Origin of the sequence: Paralcaligenes sp. KSB-10 (assembly GCF_021266465.1) — a bacterium.
GTDB lineage: Bacteria > Pseudomonadota > Gammaproteobacteria > Burkholderiales > Burkholderiaceae_B.
Window position 1 is genome coordinate 1,383,497 of sequence record NZ_CP089848.1, and the last position, 20,939, is coordinate 1,404,435.

Here is a 20,939-nt window from a genome sequence, read left to right on the forward strand (position 1 = left end):
CTATTCTCCAGCCGGAACAGTGACGGTCGCGCGACGCGACAAGCTTATGAACGGGACTCGGCGCACCCACACCAAGGCAATAATCGCCACCAGCAACGCCAGGGCAACGCCGGAGTGAACCGCGCCGACCAACGACAGCCGGGCCGCTTCAATGAAACTGCCTCCGTCCAGCCCCAGATGGTGCAATTGTGTCAGAAAACGGTTCTGCACTGAAATATTCACCAATATCTGAGGATCTTCCAGGGTTTTGAACCAGACGGCCGACTGATGACCCTGCGCCGCCTGCCGCACCCCGCTGATGTAATAGTGAGTGACCAGGGTCCCGACTATGGCGGTGCCGAGCATGCCGCCTATCATGCGCACCGACTGCAGCAAGGCTGTGGCAATCCCCAGGTGCGATCGCCCCGCCGTTTCCTGAGCGAAGACAGTCAAATTCGGCATGACAAATCCCAGGCCCAGGCCGCCCAGCATCATATAGATGATGACGATCCAGCCCGGCGTGCCCTGGCCCATGCTGATAATCCCCAGACAGGACAGGATGAGCAGCGAGAATCCGGCATAAAGCATGCCATTCGGATTGGGAAGGCGTGTAATTATTCGACCGTTGATAATACTGCCGATGGTAATACACACCACCAGTGGCGTAATAAGCACACCGGCCTCTTGCGGGGTCAGCCCAAACCCGCCCTGCAACAGCAGGGGAACATAAAACAAGACCGCAAACATGGAAAAGCCGGCAAGCAGCGACAGTGAAAACAGGGCCGCCAGGCTTTTGTTGCGGAACATCTCGAATGGCAGCAAGGGTTCGGGACAGCGCTTCTCCCAATAAAACAGGGCCACAAACACCAGCAGGCTGAACACGCACAGCAAGATCATCGACAGGCCCAGGCCACGCGAGGGCAGCAACTCAACAAACAGCTGCAGGCTGCCCAGCCCTAAAGCCACCATCAGGGCACCCGGCCAATCCAGCCGGATGACGCCCTTCTGAACCTGGCGTATCAAGGGCAAATAACGCCATACGAACCACAGGCTGAGCAGGCCTATGGGCAGGTTCACATAAAATACCGAACGCCAGCCCGCGTACTGGGTCAGAAACCCGCCCAGCGAGGGTCCAACCGCGTTGGCAATGCCGAATGCCGCGCTCATCAGCACCTGCCAGCGCAAGCGTACATACGAATCGGGAAAAAGATCGGGAATGCAGGCGAAAGCCGTGCCCACCAGCATGCCGCCGCCCACGCCCTGCAGGGCGCGCGCCAGTACCAGCTGAAGCATGGAATTGGACATGCCGCACAAAGCCGAGGCAGCGGTGAACACCACGATCGACGCAACCACAAACCGTTTGCGCCCGTAGTAATCGCCGAGCCGGCCGAATATCGGCACGGTAATCACCGAGGTCAGCAGATACGAAGTGGCAACCCAGGCGTACAGCTCGAAGCCGTTGAGCTCTGCAACAATGGTCGGCAAGGCCGTGCCCACCACCGTCTGATCGACCGCCACCATCATAGTGACGAAACACAAACCCAGCATCGCCATGAACGACTGACGCACCGACAATACGCGACCGCTTTCGGTCATACCAGGAGCAGCTACCGGCGCCATTAAATACCTTGATACCACAATCATTGACAAGTCAATAATTTTAGGCCGATTGCCCTCCAAACACAAGGGATTACCCTAATATTCGATGAATTTGCAACGCCCCCGCCCTGAAGGTTGCCTCGTGGCGGTTTTCGATATTTTCATGTCAGGCATATACAAACAAGACCTGCCACTTGCACACAAACCCAGGCAAGCTCACCAAGTGCCCACGCGATCTCATGGTCGCATTGGCTTGCGCTGGCTCATAGGCACGTAAAAACAGGCCTGCAACGGTACAAAAACTTCAACGCGAGCGGGGGTGGCGGCCCAGGCAGGGTGAGCGAGCTTGAGTCCGCCGCGGCCGGCGCCTGGATCGGGAGGCAAGGGAGCGGCTGTTTGAGCGTCAAGGGTGTCCACAGCCCGGGGGGCTGTGGACGACGCGAGTTCCGCGACCGCCCGATCCAGGCGCCGGCCGCGGGCAGTCCTGGCGCAGCCAGGACCGGACGAGGCGAGCACCACCCTGCCTGGGCCGCCACCCCCGCGCCTTAAGAACGCATATCATGCCACCAGCATTGGCGACGGCCATTGGCCCCCCACCCTCGCCTCTTAAGAACACGGATGAACACGGATAGTCGCGATAAGACAGCCCCCTAGGCAACCACCTCTACAAAAGCCTACAAAAGAAACCCCCGCCGACTACACACCCTCGACGATATACATGGTCATGACGGCGGCGCCCTCGCGCACATTGCGGGCGCGGCGATACTGGGCCGAGTTGTAGAACGTTCTGGCCGCGGCAATGGAAGGAAATTCCAGCACTACCGTGCGGCTGGGAGTGTCGCCTTCCAGCCCTTCTGTTTTCCCGCCGCGCACCAGAACCTTGGCGTTGTGCGCCTGCATCGCAAGCGACGAAAAACGCTTGTATTCTTCGTATTTCTCGGGCTTGGTGACATGGATATTGGCGATAAGATAGGCAGTCATGTGTGTCTCATGGAATATGATTGAACCAGGCCTGGGCGGTGCGCAAGCACGCGCGACCCGGCGCTGCGATGCCTATATTCTAACGGGTCTCGTCGACACCCTGCGTTCGGCGCCGGCAGGCTGCTTCAATTGAACTGATCTTCAATAAACCCGTTCTGTTTGACGCTGCGATCTATTTGAATCAGGGATTCCAGCAATGCCGCCATATGATGCAGAGGCACGGCATTGGGGCCATCGGACAAGGCCTCGTCGGGCCTGGGATGCGTTTCCATGAACACACCCGCCACACCCACCGCCACGGCGGCGCGCGCCAGCACCGGTACGAACTCGCGCTGTCCGCCCGACGAAGTGCCTTGCCCGCCCGGCAACTGCACCGAATGAGTCGCGTCGAAAACGACCGGGCAACCGGTTTCGCGCATGATAGCCAGCGAGCGCATATCGGACACCAGATTGTTGTAGCCGAACGATGCGCCCCGCTCGCACGCCATGATCGTATTGCCGTCGCCGCCGGCCGCGATGGCCGCCGCGCGCGCCTTGGCCACTACCTGCACCATATCGTGCGGGGCCAGAAACTGGCCCTTCTTGATGTTGACCGGCTTCAGGCTGGCAGCGCAAGCCTGAATGAAATCGGTCTGGCGACACAGGAAAGCGGGCGTCTGCAATACATCGACCACGGCAGCCACCTCGGGCACCTGCCCGATATCATGCACATCGGTCAGTATGGGCACGCCCAGTTCGGCGCGCACATCGGCAAGAATCTTCAAGCCTTCGTCCATGCCGGGGCCGCGGTACGAACGGCCCGAGCTGCGATTGGCCTTGTCGAACGAGCTTTTGTATATAAACGGAATACCCAGCTTGTGCGTGATTTCCTTCAGTTGCCCCGCCGTGTCGAAAGCCATTTGACGAGACTCGATCACGCAAGGGCCCGCTATCAGGAAAAAGGGCTGATCGAGGCCGACTTCAAAGCTGCATAGTTTCATACCGATGCCTTTGTGCAATGCCGCCCCCGGTGCTGAATGGCCAGCGGGCGGGGCTAATGAGGATTAAGGCCAGGGCCCGGCGTATGCCCTTCTGTTCCAGGGGGCTCCGGACGTCAAGCGCCGGAATGCTCGACGCGCTGTTCCTGGTGTTTGATCGCCGCTTGAATATAGCTCGAAAACAGAGGGTGCCCATCGCGGGGGGTCGAGGTGAACTCGGGATGGAACTGCACCCCCATGAACCAGGGATGGCCGGGCAGCTCCATGATTTCCGGCAGATTCTCGGTCGGCGTGCGGGCGCTGATCACCAGGCCGGCCTCTTCGAGGCGCGACACATACACGTTATTGACTTCGTAGCGATGGCGGTGGCGTTCGTTGACCTCGCTGCCATAGATTTCATAGGCGCGCGTCCCCGGCTTGACCGGGCAGCGCTGCGCACCCTTGCGCATTGTGCCGCCCAGATCGGAAGACGAATCGCGCTTTTCGATTTTGCCTTCACGATCCTGCCATTCGGTAATCAGCGCAACGACCGGATGAGGCGCCGCCGGATCGAATTCGGTGCTGTTGGCCCCGCCCAGCATGGCCACATCGCGTGAGAATTCGATAACGGCCAACTGCATTCCCAGGCAAATACCCAGATACGGAATGCCATTTTCGCGTGCGTAGCGGATAGCGGCAATCTTGCCTTCGATGCCACGCTTGCCGAAGCCCCCCGGCACCAAAATGGCATCGAGGGATTTCAGACAATCGGTGCCTTCGGTTTCAATGGTTTCGGAATCCAGGTATTCAATCGTCACGTGCGAATGGGTATGAATGCCAGCATGCACCAGCGCTTCGCTCAGGGACTTGTATGATTCGGTCAGGTCCACATACTTGCCGACCATCCCGATGCGAACCTCGTGTTTGGGGTGCTCGATGGCTTCGACCAGACGATCCCACATGGTCAGATCGGCGGGCGGCGGAGTAATGGCCAGCGCATCGCAAACCAGATTGTCCAGGCCCTGCTTGTGCAGCATGGACGGGATCTTGTAGATCGAATCGGAATCCCAGACCGAAATCACCGCGTCGAGCGGCACATTGGAAAACAGCGAGATTTTGGCGCGCTCGTCGTCGGGGATGGGCCGATCGGCGCGGCACAACAAGGCGTTGGGGTAAATGCCGATTTCGCGCAATTTTTGCACCGAGTGCTGGGTAGGCTTGGTTTTGAGTTCGCCCGCCGTGGCAATGAACGGCACCAGCGTCAGATGCACGAATGCGGCATTATTGCGCCCCAGGCGCAGGCTCATTTGGCGCGCCGCCTCAAGAAACGGCAAGGACTCGATATCGCCCACGGTGCCGCCGATTTCAACAATGGCCACATCGGTGGAACCGTTCCATGCCGAGGTGGCGCCGCGCGCGATGAAGTCCTGGATTTCGTTGGTAATGTGTGGGATCACCTGTACGGTTTTACCCAGATAATCGCCGCGGCGCTCTTTGCGCAGCACCGATTCGTAGATCTGGCCCGTGGTGAAGTTGTTGACCTTGCGCATGCGGGGCGAAATGAAACGCTCGTAGTGGCCCAGGTCAAGATCGGTTTCGGCGCCGTCTTCGGTCACGAAAACCTCGCCATGCTGAAACGGGCTCATGGTGCCCGGATCGACGTTAATGTAGGGATCCAGCTTAAGAAGTGTGACGCGCAAACCGCGAGATTCAAGAATCGCAGCCAGCGAAGCAGCAGCAATGCCCTTACCCAGGGAGGACACTACCCCACCTGTAACAAACACATATTTGGTCATTGTAATTCGCGCCCGGGGCCGCCGGGCATGAGCAGGAAATTTGGATTATAGCCGCAGGCCAGGACTTGTTTCCGGCCAGCCGCCGAAATCCGCCGCGGAATTCTGTCCATATCCAGACAGGGCGGCGTTTTGGCAGGATTATTTTTTTCGGCGGCCGTTGTTTTTTAACCGCTCCTACAATGCCTGGGTGCGACGCAGCAGCCAGGCTTGGGCATCGCCCTGGACTCGCGGCAGCAAGCGTTGCCGAACCTCGGCATGATAGGCGTTCAACCAGGCGGTCTCGGTTTCGGTCAACAAGCCGCGCTCGATGCAGCGCGTATCGATGGGGCACAAGGTGAGCGTTTCAAATTTCAGGAATTCGCCGAATTCGGTCGTCATGGCCGCACGATTGACCACCAGGTTCTCAATGCGGATCCCCCAGCGCCCGGGCCGATACAAGCCAGGCTCGTTGGAAGTGATCATGCCGGGTTCCATACCCATATTGGGATTGATCGGGGTACGGTAGGAAATGGCTTGCGGCCCTTCATGCACATTCAGAAAATAGCCCACACCGTGGCCCGTGCCGTGCCCGTACTCGACGCCAGCCTGCCAGATCGGCAGGCGGGCAATGGCATCCAGCGAAGGCGCAGCCGTGCCGCGCGGGAACACCGCCTGCGAAAGCGCCACCATGCCCTTGAGCACGGCCGTGTAATCGCGCCGCTGCTCAACGCTGGGCTGGCCCACCGGCACCACGCGGGTGATGTCGGTGGTGCCGCCATAATATTGCCCACCCGAATCGATCAGCAAAAGGCCGTCGCCCTGGATCAGGGCATGCGATTGTTCGGTGGCATGGTAATGCGGCATGGCACCGTTGGCGTTGAACGCGGCAATCGTGCCAAAGCTGGGAGAAACGAAATCTTTCTGGCGCGCGCGCGCCGCGCATATTTTTTCATCCACCGTGATCTCGGTCACGGTTTCCCGGCCTTGCGCCGACTCGAACCAGGCAAAGAACTCGCACAAGGCCGCGCCGTCCTGTTCCATGGCAAGCCGGACGTGAGCCAGCTCGGCGTCGGTCTTGCGGGACTTGAGCAAGTGCGAAGGGTTGACCGCCTCGACCTTCTCGACATAGGCCGCGGCGGCCAGCACACCCACCGTGGTGCGTGCCGGGTCGATGAGCAGAGTCTGCCCTTGCGCCAGGGCTGCCAGGGCGGCGCCCGCCGCATCGTAGGGTTCGATCTGGATACCGTCGCGCTGCAGCCTTGCGCGCAGCGCGGCATCAATTTTTTCGGGGGCGACAAACAAGCGCACCGAATCGCGGCCTATGAGGGCATGCGCCAGGAATACCGGGTTGTACGAAACATCGTTGCCGCGCAGATTGAAAATCCAGGCGATGTCATCGAGCGACGATACCCAGTGCCAGTCGGCCTTGTGCAAGGCCATGCCCGCCCGGATCGCGGCCAGATTTTCCGCCCGGGTACGGCACGCGAACGGCGCGGTGTGCTCGTAGACGGCCTCCGCCGGCAGCGGGCTGCGACCGGCCCAGACGGCGCCGGGCAGGTCGAGATCCCCAGCCAGGCTTATGTCCCGCTTGCCGAGCACCGCCTGCCATTGCCGATATGACTGCACATTCACAACCTGGCCGTCGACCCCGACCCGGCTGCCCTTGGGCAGCTCCGCGGCCAGCCAATCGATAAAGCTCGGCACCCCATCGGCGCCGGCGCGCATGGTCTGTATGCCCGTTCCGTCCAGATCGTGTTCGGCCTGCACCCAATAGCGGCTGTCGGTCCACAGGCCAGCGAATTGCGCCGTCACGACCAGCGTTCCCGCCGAACCTTCGAAGCCGCTCAGCCAGCTGCGCGCCTGCCAATGCCCGGGCAGGTATTCGGACAAATGAGGGTCCGACGACAACACCACGCAGGCATCGATTTTGTGTGCGGACATGGCCGCCCGCAAGGCCCCGATACGTTCGGCATAAACGGAATTACCCACAACGATTCCTTATAAAAAAACTGTGCCATCCCGTACAGGAGTGGCACAGCCATGATACAACGATCCGAGGGCCGTTACGCCACGGCGGAGACGTCGAGCCGAGCCTTGGTTTTGGCTTGTACTTCGGCGACCGTGACGCCGGGGGCGACCTCGGTCAGCTTCAAGCCATTCTCGGTGACTTCCATCACCCCCAGATCGGTAATGATCAGGTCGACCACACCCACCCCGGTCAGGGGCAGATTGCATTCGGGCAGCAGCTTGATGTCTTCGGTGCCGTCTTTTTTACGCGCCACATGTTCCATGAGCACGACCACCTTGCCGACTCCCGCGACCAGATCCATGGCGCCTCCCATGCCCTTGATCATTTTCCCCGGAATCATCCAGTTGGCCAGATCGCCCTTCTCGGACACCTGCATGGCACCCAGAATGGCCAGGTTGATCTTGCCGCCCCGTATCATCGCAAAGGAGTCGGCCGAGGCAAAAATCGACGACCCCGGCAAAGTCGTAATCGTTTGCTTGCCGGCGTTGATCAGATCAGCGTCGATTTGGTCGTCGGTGGGAAACGGGCCTATGCCCAGCAAGCCGTTTTCAGACTGCAGCCAGACCTCGACGCCTTTGGGCACATGGTTGGCCACCAGCGTGGGCAGGCCTATGCCCAGATTCACATAAAACCCATCCTGCAATTCACGAGCGGCGCGCGCCGCCATTTCATCACGATTCCAAGCCATTATTCATCTCCTCACGCTTTGCTGACGGTACGTTGTTCGATACGTTTCTCGGGATGGGCATTGACCACAATCCGGTGTACGTAGATTCCCGGCAAGTGCACGGCATCGGGGTCGAAGGTTCCCGTGTCGACCAGTTTTTCGACTTCGACGATGGTGATTTTGCCGGCCATGGCCACATTGGGGTTGAAGTTGCGCGCCGTCTTGCGGAAAACCAGGTTGCCGCTGCGATCGGCCATATAGGCCTTGACCAGCGACACATCGGGCGCGAGCGAACGTTCCATGACATATTTGACACCATCGAATTCGCGAATTTCCTTGCCATCGGCAACCACCGTGCCGACACCCGTTTTAGTGAAAAACGCGGGAATCCCGGCGCCGCCGGCACGCAGCTTTTCAGCCAGAGTGCCTTGCGGCGTGAATTCGAGCTCGAGTTCGCCCGCCAGGAACTGGCGCTCGAACTCCTTGTTTTCGCCCACGTAGGACGCGATCATTTTCTTGACCTGGCGAGTATTGAGCAACTGGCCCAAACCGAAACCGTCGACCCCGGCGTTATTGCTGATGCAGGTCAGGTTTTGCACGCCTGAATCGCGCAAGGCAGCGATCAATGCTTCGGGAATGCCGCAAAGCCCGAAGCCTCCTACGGCAATGGTCTGATCGTTGGCAACGACGCCTTTAAGTGCTTCTGCGGCACTTGCATAGACTTTATCCATTACTCCATCCTTCTGATTAAAAATAAAAAGAATTCACTTGAAACAGCATCGACTAAATTCCGGTTCATGCCACAAAGCATGGTGCAAACCCCGCCAGCTCGTCGGGCGTCCAGGCCAGGGACTTGCCCGTGGCCGAGTCGGTTCCGACCATGACATTCCTGCCTTTGGCATACACCACCCCGGGGTCTTCCCGGCATTCGACCAGCACTTCGAATTCCATGCTCGAACGCCCCAGGCGGGTGAGGACCAGGCTGATCACCACGGTGGCGGGGTAAAGCAGGGGCTTGAGAAAATCGAAGGAAGCGTGCGCCAGCACGCCCACTCGAGCCGACGGCAGGACGATTCCAGCGGCGGCAAACAGATGAATACGCGCCTCTTCGGCATAGCGAAAATAAAGCGTATTGTTGACATGGTTCAAGGCATCGAGATCACCCCAGCGCAAGGGCATGACACAAGAAAAGACGCCGCCAATACGCGGCAGTCCCGATTGATCCGCAACCTGCATGTGCTCCGTGCCTCCTGCTTGGTTTTATTCGATGTCGAGCACCAAGTATAACGGTAACAAATAGGATCGGCGCGCCGCCGCGGCGGCGGGTTACACAATCGCCCCACCACATATTGTCAGGCCGGCCGCAGACTGCAATACAATCCGGATTAATAAATCCAGAGCCATCCACGGCGAATCGCTTCAACACAAATACATTACAGGGAGAACTTTATAAATGGCTGAGCGCGAATCGATGGAATACGATGTAGTCGTTGTCGGCGGAGGGCCGGGAGGCCTGGCTACGGCAATTCGCCTGAAACAACTGGCCGCCGAGCGTAACCAGGAAGTCAGTGTCTGTGTCCTGGAAAAAGGCGCCGAGTTGGGCGCTCATATTCTATCGGGCGCCGTCATGGATCCGCAGGCGCTTACCGAGCTGATTCCCGACTGGAAAGAAAAAGGCGCTCCGCTTGAAACTCCGGTCACCGAAGACAAATTCCTTTTCCTGACGAAAAAAAGCGCGCGCGCCACGCCAAACTGGCTACTGCCCCAATGCTTCCAAAACCACGGCAACTACATAGTGCGCCTGGGCGACTTCGTACGCTGGCTGGGTGAACAGGCCGAGGCCCTGGGTGTGGAAATATTTCCCGGCTTCGCCGCCGGTGAAATCCTGTATACCGATTCAGGAGCCGTCAAAGGCGTAGCCACCGGCGACATGGGGGTTGCGCGCGACGGCTCGCATACATCCCATTACCAGCCTGGCATGGAACTACTGGCCCGCTACACCATCTTTGCCGAAGGCTCGCGCGGCCAATTGGGGCGCCAACTGATCGAACGCTACAAACTGGACGCCGGCCGCGACCCGCAAAGCTACGCCATCGGCATCAAGGAATTGTGGGAGGTCGACCCGGCTCAATCGCAACCCGGCCTGGTCATGCACACTTCCGGCTGGCCTCTCGACGCCGATACCTATGGCGGCTCGTTCCTGTACCACCTGAACCACAACCTGGTCGCGGTCGGGCTGGTGGTGGGCCTGGACTACGCCAACCCCTGGCTCTCTCCCTTTGAAGAATTCCAGCGCTATAAAACACATCCGGCCATACGCCCCATCTTCGAGGGCGGCAAGCGCATCGCCTACGGGGCTCGCGCCTTGACGGCCGGCGGCCTGTTGTCGCTGCCCAAACTCTGTTTCCCGGGCGGGGCCATAGTCGGTTGCGAGGCGGGGTTCCTGAATGCCTCGCGCATCAAGGGTAGCCACTCGGCCATCAAAACCGGCGCGCTGGCCGCCGAAGCGGCTTTCGACGCACTGCAGGCCGATCGCCGCCACGACGAACTGCTTGCCTACCCGGCCGCCTTCGAGAAATCCTGGCTGTATGCCGAGCTGAACAAATCGCGCAATTTCAAGCAATGGTTCAAGAAGGGCCGCACCATGGGTACGCTCATGACCGGCATCGAACAGTGGCTGTTCAAAGGGAAAATGCCCTGGACGCTGCACCACAGCAAGCCCGACCACGCCAGCCTGCAGCCTGCGGCCGAATGCGCGCGCATCGATTATCCCAAGCCCGACGGCAAGCTCACCTTCGATCGCCTCAGTTCGGTATTCATTTCGAATACCAACCACGACGAAAACGAACCCGTGCACCTGACGCTGAAAGACGCTTCGATTCCCGTCTCGGTCAATCTGGCCAAGTACGGCGGCCCGGAAACGCGCTATTGTCCGGCCGGAGTCTATGAGTTCGTCAAAACCGATACCGGCGACGACCGGCTGCAAATCAACGCACAGAACTGCGTGCATTGCAAAACCTGCGATATCAAAGATCCCACCCAGAACATCGTCTGGGTGGCGCCACAAGGCGGCGAAGGCCCTGTCTACAGCGGCATGTAGGCGACTTCAGCAGCGCTGCCCCTCCGCACAAAGGGGCATAAGGCCCACCCTTACGTCTGTCTGCGCGCCGGTGCGATGGTTACGACGACCAGGCCGGCAAGCATGAAGGCAACGCCGACAAGCTCAAGAGGCGTGGGCCGCTCGCTCAGCAAGAGCCAGGCAAGAAGGATCGTCAATACCGGTACGCCCAGGCTGGACATGCCGGCGATGGTGGCGCTTACCCGGCGCACCACCATCATCCACATGACCCAGCCCAGCGCCGAAGCCATGACGCCCATGTAAAGCACCCCCAGCACCAGATGCGTCCCCCATTGAATATTCATCTGGGGCACTGCCATGGACAGCGGCAAGGTAAACAAGGCGCCCAGGAGCATCTGCCAGGTCGTTACGTTCAGGACATTGACCGAATGGCGCTGGAACAGCATTTTGGCCAGCACCACGCCCAGCCCCCAGCTCGCCCCACCGGCCAAAGCCAGCAAAGAACTGAGCACGCCGCCCAAACCCTCCCAGGGCGCAATCACGGCCAGCAGGCCCAATGCCGCCAGCGCAAAGCCCAGCGCATGACGGCTCGTGGGCCGGTCACCCAGCAACAGCCACGCGAATATCAACACCCAGAACGGCATGGTATAGGACAGCATCACCACATGCCCCGCCCCCCCGGCCACCAACGCGAACTGCGCCAGGCACTGGAAAGCGGTTGTCTGAAACAAGGCGATTCCGATGGTCAGCCAGAACGGCGGGAAGCGCAGCGATTGCCGCGATCCCAGCAGTATGACGAACAAGGCCAGGAATCCAGTCGCGTAGCGCAGGGCCACCAGATCGAACGGACCAATATAGTGCGACAGATCTTTCATGACGATCCAGCTGAAACCCCACAAAAGCACCGTCAGCGCCATCAACAGGAAAGCACCGCGATCCGGCTGGTTCGTTTTCAAGAAAAGGCTCCACAAAAGAAATGGCACCCGCCCGGGGTGCCGCTGCAACCCGGGAAAACGGGCTGGCACACAGTAATTTACACCGCCGCCGCGATTCCCGTCGCCATGACGACACCTGGCGCCATGGCGATTCATTGTCCCCGCTACACCGACTGCGACAACTGATCGAGGATTTGCGGGTTTTCAAGAGTCGATACATCCTGCGTCACTTTTTCGCCCTTGGCCACCACGCGCAGCAAGCGGCGCATGATTTTACCGGAACGGGTTTTGGGCAGGTTCTCGCCGAATCGAATGTCTTTCGGCTTGGCGATGGGTCCGATTTCCTTGGCCACCCAGTCGCGCAACTGCTTGGCAATAGCCACCGCTTCGGCACCTTCGGGCAAGGAGCGCTTCAGTACCACAAACGCCACCACGGCTTCGCCGGTAGTGGCGTCCGGACGCCCAACCACCGCGGCTTCGGCCACCAGCTCGTGCGACACCAGCGCCGACTCGACTTCCATCGTGCCCAGACGATGACCCGAGACGTTCAGGACATCGTCGATACGGCCCATGATCCAGAAATAGCCGTCGCTGTCGCACTGCGCGCCATCGCCGGCCAGGTAATAGCCTTTCAGTTCGGGAGGGAAATAGCTCTTTTTGAAACGTTCCGGATCACCCCATATGGTGCGCACCATGGCGGGCCAGGGCCGTTTCATGACCAGGAACCCGCCCTTGCCACGTTCGACCTCTTCGCCGACTTCGTCGACGACTGCGGCGGCGATGCCCGGCAGGGGCAAGGTGCACGACCCCGGCTTGAGCGGCGTGACGCCGGGCAAGGGGGTAATCATGTGGGCACCCGTCTCGGTTTGCCACCAGGTATCCAGCACGGGGCAGCGCTCGCGGCCCACATTGGTGTAGTACCACATCCAGGCCTCGGGATTGATGGGTTCGCCCACCGAACCTATGATGCGCAGACTGTCCAGATTGTATTGACGCGGATGATACTCAGGCGCGGCCTCGGCTGCCTTGGTCAGGGAACGGATGGCCGTGGGCGCGGTGTAGAACACGCTGACCTTGTGGCGCTGGATCATGTCCCAGAAACGGCCCACGTTCGGATAGGTAGGAATCCCTTCGAACATCACTTGGGTCAGGCCCGCCGCCAGCGGCCCGTATGCGATATAGGTATGGCCCGTGACCCAGCCCACATCGGCCGTGCACCAATACACATCGGTATCCTTGGCATCGAAGGTCCACTTCATGGTCAACAGGGACCACAACAGGAATCCCGCCGTGGCATGCTGCACGCCTTTGGGTTTGCCGGTGGAGCCGGAGGTGTAAAGAATGAACAGCGGATGCTCGCCGCTCAGGGAAACCGGCTCGCAGGTGCTGGCCTGCTTGGCCGAAACATCGTGCATCCACAGGTCGCGGCCCGCCTGCCAGGCGATTGAGCCACCAGTGCGCTTGTACACAATGACCTTGCCGACCGCCTCGCACCCGCCCATGGTCAGGGCCTCGTCGACGGCGGGCTTGAGCGGAATCTTTTTACCGCCGCGCACCTGCTCGTCGGCCGTGATGACCAGCGCCGCACCCACATCGACAATCCGTTCGTGCAGGCTTTTCGAGGAGAACCCGCCGAACACCACTGAATGAATAATGCCCAGCCGTGCGCAGGCCTGCATGGCCACGACGGCCTCGACGGCCATGGGCATGTAGATAATCGCCCGATCGCCCGCCTTGTATCCGAGGGCCTTGATACCATTGGCAAACTGGCAGACCCGGGCATGCAGCTGCTGATAGCTGACCTGCTCAACCCGGCCATCGTCGGCTTCGAAAATAATCGCTGTTTTTTGGGCCGTGGGGGTGTTCAGATGCCGATCGAGGCAATTGGCCGACACATTCAGCTTGCCATCGCCGAACCAGCGATAAAACGGCGCATTCGATTCATCGAGCACCTCGGTGAAAGGCGTGTCCCAAACCAGATTTTCGCGCGCCAGGCGCCCCCAGAAATCCCGGGGAGAACGTTCGGCTTCGTCGCACAACGCCTGGTAAGCGTCCATGCCGGAAATATTGGCTTCTTTGACCAGGTTGGCGAATGGCGGAAAGACGCGATTTTCCACTAAAACCGATTCGATCTCTGCAGACATGACATAGGCTCCTTATATATTTTGATGAACAGATGTTATTCAGACTTTGCTTGCTAACCGTAACCAATCAGGCTTACTAAGGGCTGACAAAACCGATAAAACGGCAAATCTCCTTGGCCTGGGCGTTCAGGACATAGTATCGCGCTGCCGCAGGCCACGCGCAAAATCCACACGTGCCAGCGCCACCAGGCCGGCCACGAAAAACACGCCGGTAAACAGCAGGGCCATGCGATGATTGCCCCCGGTCACCCAGGTAACCAGGCCATAGCACAAGGGCCCGATCACGGCCGCCAATTGCAGGGCGAACGTCCAGAGCGAATAGAATTCGGCCAGGCGCTGCTGGGGGGCCAGAGCGCCCACCATGGCCCGTCCCGCGCTTTGGCTGGTACCCATGCACAAGCCGGCCAGTACCGCCGCAATCCAGAATACCCACACCTGCACCGCCACGTAGGCCACCGCGATCATCAGGATCCAGCCGCACAGGGTAATGGCCAGTGCCCGTTTGTGGCCAATGCGGTCCTGCACATGTCCAAACGAAAAAGCGCCGGCCGCCGCGCCGATATTGACGGTGAACACCAGCATCATGGTCTGGGCCATGGTAAAGCCCATGGCTTCGGTGGCATACACCGCCGACAAGGTAATGACCACGGCGATGCCGGCCTGATAGCAGGCACCGCAAAACAGCAGGCGACGGAAATCGGGGAAATTTTTACCTGTTTCGCGCCAGGCCGCCAGGAGCCGGCCAAACAGCCCCTCGGCCGGTTTGTGAGTGGCCGCCGAGCGCTCGCGCAAGAGCATGAAAGACGGTATCGCCGCCAAAGCGAAAATAAGCGCCGTCAGCACCATGACTTGCGGTACATACTGGCTGGCGCCCTCGCCCCGGCCTGCGGCCCAGGATACCAGCGCCAGTGCCAGGCCCAGGCTCAGCATGCCGCCGCAATAGCCGAAGCTCCATCCCCAGCCCGAAACACGGCCCAGCGCTTCCGGCCTGGCGATTTCCGGCAAAAAGGCGGCAATGATCGATTCGCCCACGCAATAACAATAATTCGATAGCGCCAGTATGATCAGCCCCCAGGCAATGTCGCCCGGACCAATCAGCGCCAGCAGCAGGGTTCCGGCAACACAACCGACCGTGCTGGAAAACAGCAGGCGCCGCTTGGCCGCATTGGCATCGGCGCGAGCGCCCAGGGTCGGCATGGTCAGCATGACCATCAGGTAAGAAAACGACAGGGCGGCCGTGAATGCCAGCGTACCCCAGGTCTTCTGGGCGGCGACCACCCCAACGAAATACGCACTGAAAACCGTGGTGAGAACCACGGTTGTATACCCCGAATTGGCGAAATCGTACATGGCCCAGGCCCAGACCTCGCGCTTCGCAACCCCCGGATTCAGGGTATCGCGGAACCCTGCCGAACCAGTAGGGGAACCGGACGCGGCAGCATCCTGCCCTGAAGGAACATTGCTCGTCATGGATTCAGGGCGGCTATCCCCGCGCGAGCAATATTCACGTCGTCGGAGGACTTCACCCCCGAAACGCCCACGGCGCCCACCACGTCTCCCTGCACCACAATCGGCACCCCGCCTTCGAGCATGCCCTCGAGGGTGGGCGCCGACAAAAACGAATAACGGCCCTGGTTGATGGTATCTTCATAGCCCTTGGATTCGCGACGGCCCAAGGCCGCTGTGCGCGCCTTGGCCGGAGAAATATGGGCCGAAACAGGAGCCGCTCCGTCCAGACGCACCAAGCCCAGCAAGTGCCCCCCGTCATCCACAACCGAAATGGTCACGGCCCATTGATGCTCAATAGCATGTTGCTCGGCAGCGGCCAATATGGTTTTGACGTCGGAAGCACTCAATACAGGTTTGGTTTTCATAAAGAATCCTTGATTTGTTCCAGGGCAGTGGGATCTTCAATCGTGGTCAGGTCGCCCGGATCCCGCCCCTCGCATAATGCCACAATCGCACGCCGCAAGACCTTGCCCGAACGGGTTTTCGGCAAGGCTCCCACAAAACGGATCCGGGCGGGTCGGGCCACCGCGCCGATACGCTCTTCGATGACGCGCTTGATATCGTTTTCCAAGTCGGCCACCGCCTGCTCGCTCAACGCAGCGGGATCCTTCAGGACGGCAAACCCCATGGCGACCTGACCTTTGACGGTGTCGGCCACCCCGACGACCGCCGATTCGGCAACGGCGGGATGGCTGTTCAGGGATTCCTCGATTTCGCGCGTGCCCAGCCTATGGCCGGCCACATTGATGACATCGTCGGTGCGCCCCAAAATAAACCAGTAGCCGTCCTGGTCGTAGAGCCCCCAATCGAAGGTCGAATACAGCATGCGATTCGGAAAGGACGAGAAATAAGTGCGGACGAAGCGTTCGTCGTCGCCCCAGATCGTGGACATGGCGCCCGGCGGCAAAGGCGGAGCAATCGCCACCACGCCTTTCTGATTCGGCCCCAGGTCTTCGCCGGTGCTTTCGCTGACCACGCGCACGTCATAGCCATAGACCGGAAACGAGGGGCTGCCGAACTTGGTCGGCACTTCCTCGACCCCCGGTTGGGCCGATAAAATAGGCCAGCCCGTTTCGGTTTGCCAGTAATTGTCGATGATGGGTTTGTCCAGGCCCTCGGAAATCCACGTGGCCGTCGGCTCGTCCAGCGGCTCGCCCGCCAGATAAACGGTTTTAAGACTCGACAAATCGTGTTTTTTCAACAGCGCCGGATCGTGCTTTTTGAGAACCCGGATGGCCGTGGGCGCCGAAAACATGGCATTGGCCCGGTATTTTTCAACCATTTTCCACAGAATCGCGCCGTCGGGACGAGTCGGCAGGCCCTCGTACATAATGGTGGCCTGGCCATTGAGCAAAGGCCCGTACACAACATAAGAGTGCCCTACCGCCCAACCGATATCGCTGGTACACAGGTAGGTATCGCCGGGCTTGCCGCCAAAGACATAGTGCATCGAAGCCGCCATCGCCACCGCATACCCCCCGGTGTCGCGCTGCACGCCCTTGGGATTGCCCGTCGTACCCGAGGTATAGAGAATATAGCTGGGTTCGGATGACTCCAGCCACTCGACCGGCGCCTGGACTCCATCGTGGCGGGCGCGCAGGCTTGCATAGTCGATATCCCGGCCCGCCACGGGCTCAAACCCGATCAGGCCGCGATCGACCAGCAAAACAGTCTCGGGAGGATAGCTTGCCGCGCCCATCGCTTTGTCCAGCAGGGGCTTATAGGCAATTGCCTTGCCTGCGCGCGAGCCGGCATCGGCCGACACCACCAGCTTGGGCCGGGCATCGTCGATGCGCTGCGCCAGGTTGTGCGAGGCGAAGCCGCCGAACACCACCGAATGAATCGCCCCGATACGCGCGCAAGCCAGCATGATGAACGCCGCCTCGGGAATCATCGGCAGGTATACCAGCACGCGATCGCCCTTGCCTACCCCCAGGCTGCGCAGCATGGCGGCCACCGTGTTCACCTCGCGCGCCAGATCCGCCCAGGTGTATATCACCTCTTGATCGACTTCCGTCGACACCCAGATCAGCGCGGGCTTGTCGGCCTGCGTTGCCAGCCAGCGATCCACCGCGTTGTAGCAGAGATTGGTTCTGCCGCCCACAAACCAACGGGCAAAAGGAGGATTGGAATAATCCAGTACCTCGGTAAATGGCGTTTCCCAATGGACACGCTGCGATTCTCGTCGCCAGAATTCCTCGCGCTGTTCTATCGACTGACGATGAAACTCGCGGATTTTCTGCATTTTCTGTCTCCTGGTAGGCGGGTAGTTGTGATCGGCCGCGACTGTTCTTTGCATCCGCGGCAGACGAATTTATTTGTATCAATTTATTTCAAAAACAAGAGTTTCAATCACCGATTTGTCTTTCGCCATAGGAGCGCTAGGCCCTATAGGGTAGATCTATACCGAATCTCTGTAAACGTTACAAGCGCTTTACGTGTTAAGCAAGATTAGTTAAACTCGGCCTGCTTACACCAAAATTACTCGTCAAATTTGCGCCAAGTTCAGGGTTGAATGTTTACATTTCGTTAATATTAACGTTATAAAACGCTGGGCGAAGCGCGGTCATCCGAATTGAAGACTATGCCGCCCCATCGACTCCCGATACGACTATATTCATGCATAAATAACAAGACTCTCTGGCGCGCGGCCAAGTGTGCGATACTCGCCACCACAATAGCCCTCGCGGGCTGCGCCACCAACGCTCAAAGCAAATTTGCCGACTCCAGCTCGCGCAATCTTCGCGACAACTACCTTTCACGTACCCAATCCGATCCGCTCGGCGCCTATCTTGCCGACGGCAGCCCGAACGACGACAGCTTCAACAGCAGCAGTTCCACAGTACACCCCGCCGCCACCAAGGCCCTGGCCTCGACCGCACTGAACTTCCTGGGCATCAAATACCGCTATGGCGGCGGCACCCCAAAAAGCGGCTTCGATTGCAGCGGCCTGGTTGCCTACGCCGCCGAAAAATCCCTGGGGCTCAAACTACCGCGCCGCGCCGCCGACATGGCGCACGAAGGCAAATGGATTTCGCTTGGCGATCTCAAAAAAGGCGATCTGGTCTTTTTCAATACCCTCGGGCACCGCTTTTCGCACGTCGGCATCTACCTCGGCGATCACAAGTTCGTTCATGCGCCACGCAGAGGCCAGGTAGTCCGTGTCGAAAACATGGACCAGAGCTACTGGAAAAAACGCTATAACGGCGCGCGCCGTCTGGCTGCCAACGACTCGTCCGCAAAACTGGCCAGCGAGGCCCTCAAGCAGCACTAAGCCGGCCCACCGTTCTTGCATATTGAAACGGGCACCTCTCTCGGGTGCCCGTTTTGTTTGCCGCAGGCCTGCATGCCGGGGCCGGCCCTCAGCGTGTTCTGCCGCCCGCCTTCTGTTTCAGGGGCGGGATAAACTGCACGGTCTGCTCTGCCCCGGATTTGTCCTTCGGGCAGGACTCGCAGTACCCACACTGATTCAAAGCCTGCTTCATGCTGCAGACTGAACGGCGGCACGCCACAACGCGCACTCCCGAGCGCTGGGCGGCGGCCCGGAATGTCTTCATGACGTTATGACCCAGAAAATCGGTCAGCAAAATAAGCAGATCCGTGCCCGACGGCAATTGCAGGGTTCTTTTTTGGTGGGCGGGATCGCGTCCGCTGATGTGGTGCCTGATGGCAATATTGTGCCCTTTCAGCAGATCGGGAATATTGCCCAGGCGATCGGCGCCCACGACAATAGCACTGACAAATCCAGACATAGTGGCTCCATAGGCTAATATTTAGGTAATGATAATAATTCCTATTATCATAGTCAATAAAATAATCAGCCCGGGAAAAAATAAGATGGCTCCCAGTATGAAAAATTAAATAATTAAAAATTAACGGCTTATGAAATTTCAAGAAGTGCCGGAAATTGGCGGCTATCCCGAGCACAGCCGCAGAACCGCTTTCGAAAACAGAGCTTTTAAGGCAAAAAAAAGCTGACAAAGTGTAAGCAATTCAGTTTGCCGTAAAGCGATATAGGGAGAATAAAGATATCTTTAAAGGAGGTATCGAATAATGATTTCCAAATCTTTACACGCAATACCCTTCGCTCTTGGCACACTCGCCATGGCGCTATCCCTGTCAACCGTGCAGGCCGCAGAACCCACCATTGTTCTGGGTGCGTCGGTGCAATTGACCGGATCGAGTGCCAATACCGGGCGCTATTATCGGGACGCGTATCAACTGGCGATCGATAAAATCAACGAAAAAGGCGGCGTCAAGGTAGATGGCAAGTCGTACAAATTGGCCCTCAAAATCTACGATAATCAATCCGACGTCAACCTGAGCGTGCGCCAATACACACAACTTGTCTCCCAAGACAAAATCCATCTGCTGCTCGGGCCCTTCGCCAGTAATTTTGCATTGGCCGACTCGGCGGTTTCGGAAAAATACCAGGTCCCCATGGTCCAGGGCGGCGGCGCCTCGGATCAGATTTTCGCGCGTAATTTCAAATACATCTTCGGCACCCTGGCCCCTGCCAGCAATTACTTCGGCAGCACCATAGCCATGCTGAAACAGGTCAAGCCGGTTCCCGCATCGGTGGCGTTGCTGTACGCCGACGATTCCTTCGACGTATCGGTGGCCAACGGCACACGGCCCCAGCTCAAAAAAGCCGGACTGAACATCGTCATGGACGAACGCTACAGCACCAACGCCAGCGACTTCAACTCCTTGCTGTCGCAAATCAAATCCAAGAAAGTCGACGCGGTACTTGTCGCCGGCCATGAAACCGAGATTCTCAATTTTGTCCGCCAGGCGAAGAGCCTGAACGTGGCACCGAAAATGTATTCGTTTACGGTCGGCGTGCCCAGCGAAGACTTCCGCAAGGCTTTGGGCAAAGATGCCGATTACGCTTTCGGCATGACCGCCTGGCTGCCGGGCCCGACGCTTAAAGACAAGTGGTTTGGCGATGCGGAGCAATTTGCCGCCGCCTACAAGGCCAAATACGGCTACGAGCCCGACTACCATGCGGCTTCGGGCGCTTCCGATGTCGAAGCCTTGGTTGTCGCTCTTGAAAAAGCCAATTCGCTGGACCCCAAGAAAGTCCGCGATGCCATCGCCGCAAGCAATTTTGACAGCCTCTACGGCAAAATCGCTTTTGGCAAGAACGGGCAGATCGACCTCGACCAAACCGTGGTCCAAGTCCAGGACGGCGCGCTGAAACCTGTGTTTGACGGCAAAGCCTTCATCAACCAGGCCAAATATCCCATGCCATCCTGGTCTGGTCGTTAAATAGTGCGTCTTTAA

17 protein-coding genes are annotated in these 20,939 nt (G+C 59.1%); 3 read left to right on the top strand and 14 right to left on the bottom strand.

The genetic code is table 11. From position 1 onward, the window contains the following. From LSG25_RS06295 to LSG25_RS06330, 8 genes are all read right to left on the bottom strand, one after another. On the bottom strand, window positions 1–1,575 hold the full coding sequence (locus LSG25_RS06295; RefSeq protein WP_232743843.1) for an MDR family MFS transporter: 1,575 nt from the start codon (window positions 1,573–1,575) through the stop codon (window positions 1–3). Window positions 1,576–2,274: 699 nt separating this feature from the next. Beyond that, window positions 2,275–2,559, bottom strand: coding sequence for a DUF1330 domain-containing protein (locus LSG25_RS06300; RefSeq protein WP_232743844.1), 285 nt, complete (start codon window positions 2,557–2,559; stop codon window positions 2,275–2,277). Window positions 2,560–2,684: 125 nt separating this feature from the next. Further along, on the bottom strand, window positions 2,685–3,539 hold the full coding sequence (gene kdsA, locus LSG25_RS06305) for a 3-deoxy-8-phosphooctulonate synthase (RefSeq protein WP_232743845.1): 855 nt from the start codon (window positions 3,537–3,539) through the stop codon (window positions 2,685–2,687). A 113-nt stretch (window positions 3,540–3,652) separates the two neighbouring features. Next, on the bottom strand, window positions 3,653–5,311 hold the full coding sequence (locus tag LSG25_RS06310) for a CTP synthase (RefSeq protein ID WP_232743846.1): 1,659 nt from the start codon (window positions 5,309–5,311) through the stop codon (window positions 3,653–3,655). Between the two features lie 174 nt (window positions 5,312–5,485). Further along, entirely contained in the window at window positions 5,486–7,279 is a 1,794-nt protein-coding gene (locus tag LSG25_RS06315) for an aminopeptidase P family protein (RefSeq protein ID WP_255696647.1), read from the bottom strand. 74 nt (window positions 7,280–7,353) lie between these two features. Further along, a complete protein-coding gene (locus LSG25_RS06320) occupies window positions 7,354–8,007 on the bottom strand; it encodes a 3-oxoacid CoA-transferase subunit B (protein ID WP_232743847.1) in 654 nt (217 codons plus the stop codon). Between the two features lie 11 nt (window positions 8,008–8,018). Further along, a complete protein-coding gene (locus tag LSG25_RS06325; protein ID WP_232743848.1) occupies window positions 8,019–8,717 on the bottom strand; it encodes a CoA transferase subunit A in 699 nt (232 codons plus the stop codon). 64 nt (window positions 8,718–8,781) lie between these two features. Next, a complete protein-coding gene (locus LSG25_RS06330; protein WP_232743849.1) occupies window positions 8,782–9,222 on the bottom strand; it encodes a thioesterase family protein in 441 nt (146 codons plus the stop codon). A gap of 217 nt (window positions 9,223–9,439) precedes the next feature. On the opposite strand from LSG25_RS06330, the gene LSG25_RS06335 reads away from it, so the two are divergent. Further along, entirely contained in the window at window positions 9,440–11,086 is a 1,647-nt protein-coding gene (locus tag LSG25_RS06335; RefSeq protein WP_232743850.1) for an electron transfer flavoprotein-ubiquinone oxidoreductase, read from the top strand. 50 nt (window positions 11,087–11,136) lie between these two features. On the opposite strand, the gene LSG25_RS06340 is transcribed toward LSG25_RS06335, so the two are convergent. From LSG25_RS06340 to LSG25_RS06360, 5 genes are all read right to left on the bottom strand, one after another. Further along, complete coding sequence (locus LSG25_RS06340) at window positions 11,137–12,021, bottom strand: DMT family transporter (RefSeq protein WP_370635962.1); 885 nt, start codon at window positions 12,019–12,021, stop codon at window positions 11,137–11,139. Window positions 12,022–12,164: 143 nt separating this feature from the next. Next, complete coding sequence (gene acs, locus LSG25_RS06345; protein ID WP_232743851.1) at window positions 12,165–14,144, bottom strand: acetate--CoA ligase; 1,980 nt, start codon at window positions 14,142–14,144, stop codon at window positions 12,165–12,167. Window positions 14,145–14,270: 126 nt separating this feature from the next. After that, window positions 14,271–15,614 carry an MFS transporter gene (locus LSG25_RS06350; RefSeq protein ID WP_370635963.1) on the bottom strand — a complete coding sequence of 448 codons (1,344 nt, stop codon included), beginning with the start codon at window positions 15,612–15,614 and terminating at the stop codon, window positions 14,271–14,273. Next, window positions 15,611–16,018, bottom strand: coding sequence for a heme-binding protein (locus LSG25_RS06355; protein WP_232743852.1), 408 nt, complete (start codon window positions 16,016–16,018; stop codon window positions 15,611–15,613). The genes LSG25_RS06350 and LSG25_RS06355 overlap by 4 nt, the downstream gene beginning before the upstream one ends. Further along, window positions 16,015–17,952: a propionate--CoA ligase gene (locus tag LSG25_RS06360; RefSeq protein WP_255696649.1), complete on the bottom strand. Its 1,938-nt coding sequence runs from the start codon at window positions 17,950–17,952 to the stop codon at window positions 16,015–16,017. Before LSG25_RS06360 ends, LSG25_RS06355 begins: the two co-directional genes overlap by 4 nt. 285 nt (window positions 17,953–18,237) lie before the next feature. Between LSG25_RS06360 and LSG25_RS06365 the strand changes: the two genes are divergently transcribed. Further along, window positions 18,238–18,927, top strand: coding sequence for a C40 family peptidase (locus tag LSG25_RS06365; protein ID WP_232743854.1), 690 nt, complete (start codon window positions 18,238–18,240; stop codon window positions 18,925–18,927). Between the two features lie 88 nt (window positions 18,928–19,015). On the opposite strand, the gene LSG25_RS06370 is transcribed toward LSG25_RS06365, so the two are convergent. Then, window positions 19,016–19,405 carry a DUF2325 domain-containing protein gene (locus LSG25_RS06370; RefSeq protein WP_232743855.1) on the bottom strand — a complete coding sequence of 130 codons (390 nt, stop codon included), beginning with the start codon at window positions 19,403–19,405 and terminating at the stop codon, window positions 19,016–19,018. Window positions 19,406–19,706: 301 nt separating this feature from the next. On the opposite strand from LSG25_RS06370, the gene LSG25_RS06375 reads away from it, so the two are divergent. After that, window positions 19,707–20,924 carry an amino acid ABC transporter substrate-binding protein gene (locus tag LSG25_RS06375; RefSeq protein ID WP_232743856.1) on the top strand — a complete coding sequence of 406 codons (1,218 nt, stop codon included), beginning with the start codon at window positions 19,707–19,709 and terminating at the stop codon, window positions 20,922–20,924. Window positions 20,925–20,939 lie beyond the last annotated feature (15 nt).

Excerpts from the sequence above, each read along its gene's own strand:
- LSG25_RS06375 (WP_232743856.1), top strand. The coding sequence starts at position 19,707 with ATGATTTCCAAATCTTTACACGCAATACCCTTCGCTCTTGGCACACTC.
- LSG25_RS06295 (WP_232743843.1), bottom strand. The coding sequence starts at position 1,575 with ATGACCGAAAGCGGTCGCGTATTGTCGGTGCGTCAGTCGTTCATGGCG.
- LSG25_RS06310 (WP_232743846.1), bottom strand. The coding sequence starts at position 5,311 with ATGACCAAATATGTGTTTGTTACAGGTGGGGTAGTGTCCTCCCTGGGT.
- LSG25_RS06355 (WP_232743852.1), bottom strand. The coding sequence starts at position 16,018 with ATGAAAACCAAACCTGTATTGAGTGCTTCCGACGTCAAAACCATATTG.
- LSG25_RS06325 (WP_232743848.1), bottom strand. The coding sequence starts at position 8,717 with ATGGATAAAGTCTATGCAAGTGCCGCAGAAGCACTTAAAGGCGTCGTT.
- kdsA (WP_232743845.1), bottom strand. The coding sequence starts at position 3,539 with ATGAAACTATGCAGCTTTGAAGTCGGCCTCGATCAGCCCTTTTTCCTG.
- LSG25_RS06360 (WP_255696649.1), bottom strand. The coding sequence starts at position 17,952 with ATGCAAAGAACAGTCGCGGCCGATCACAACTACCCGCCTACCAGGAGA.
- LSG25_RS06350 (WP_370635963.1), bottom strand. The coding sequence starts at position 15,614 with ATGACGAGCAATGTTCCTTCAGGGCAGGATGCTGCCGCGTCCGGTTCC.
- LSG25_RS06320 (WP_232743847.1), bottom strand. The coding sequence starts at position 8,007 with ATGGCTTGGAATCGTGATGAAATGGCGGCGCGCGCCGCTCGTGAATTG.
- acs (WP_232743851.1), bottom strand. The coding sequence starts at position 14,144 with ATGTCTGCAGAGATCGAATCGGTTTTAGTGGAAAATCGCGTCTTTCCG.
- LSG25_RS06370 (WP_232743855.1), bottom strand. The coding sequence starts at position 19,405 with ATGTCTGGATTTGTCAGTGCTATTGTCGTGGGCGCCGATCGCCTGGGC.
- LSG25_RS06335 (WP_232743850.1), top strand. The coding sequence starts at position 9,440 with ATGGCTGAGCGCGAATCGATGGAATACGATGTAGTCGTTGTCGGCGGA.
- LSG25_RS06365 (WP_232743854.1), top strand. The coding sequence starts at position 18,238 with ATGCCGCCCCATCGACTCCCGATACGACTATATTCATGCATAAATAAC.
- LSG25_RS06330 (WP_232743849.1), bottom strand. The coding sequence starts at position 9,222 with ATGCAGGTTGCGGATCAATCGGGACTGCCGCGTATTGGCGGCGTCTTT.
- LSG25_RS06300 (WP_232743844.1), bottom strand. The coding sequence starts at position 2,559 with ATGACTGCCTATCTTATCGCCAATATCCATGTCACCAAGCCCGAGAAA.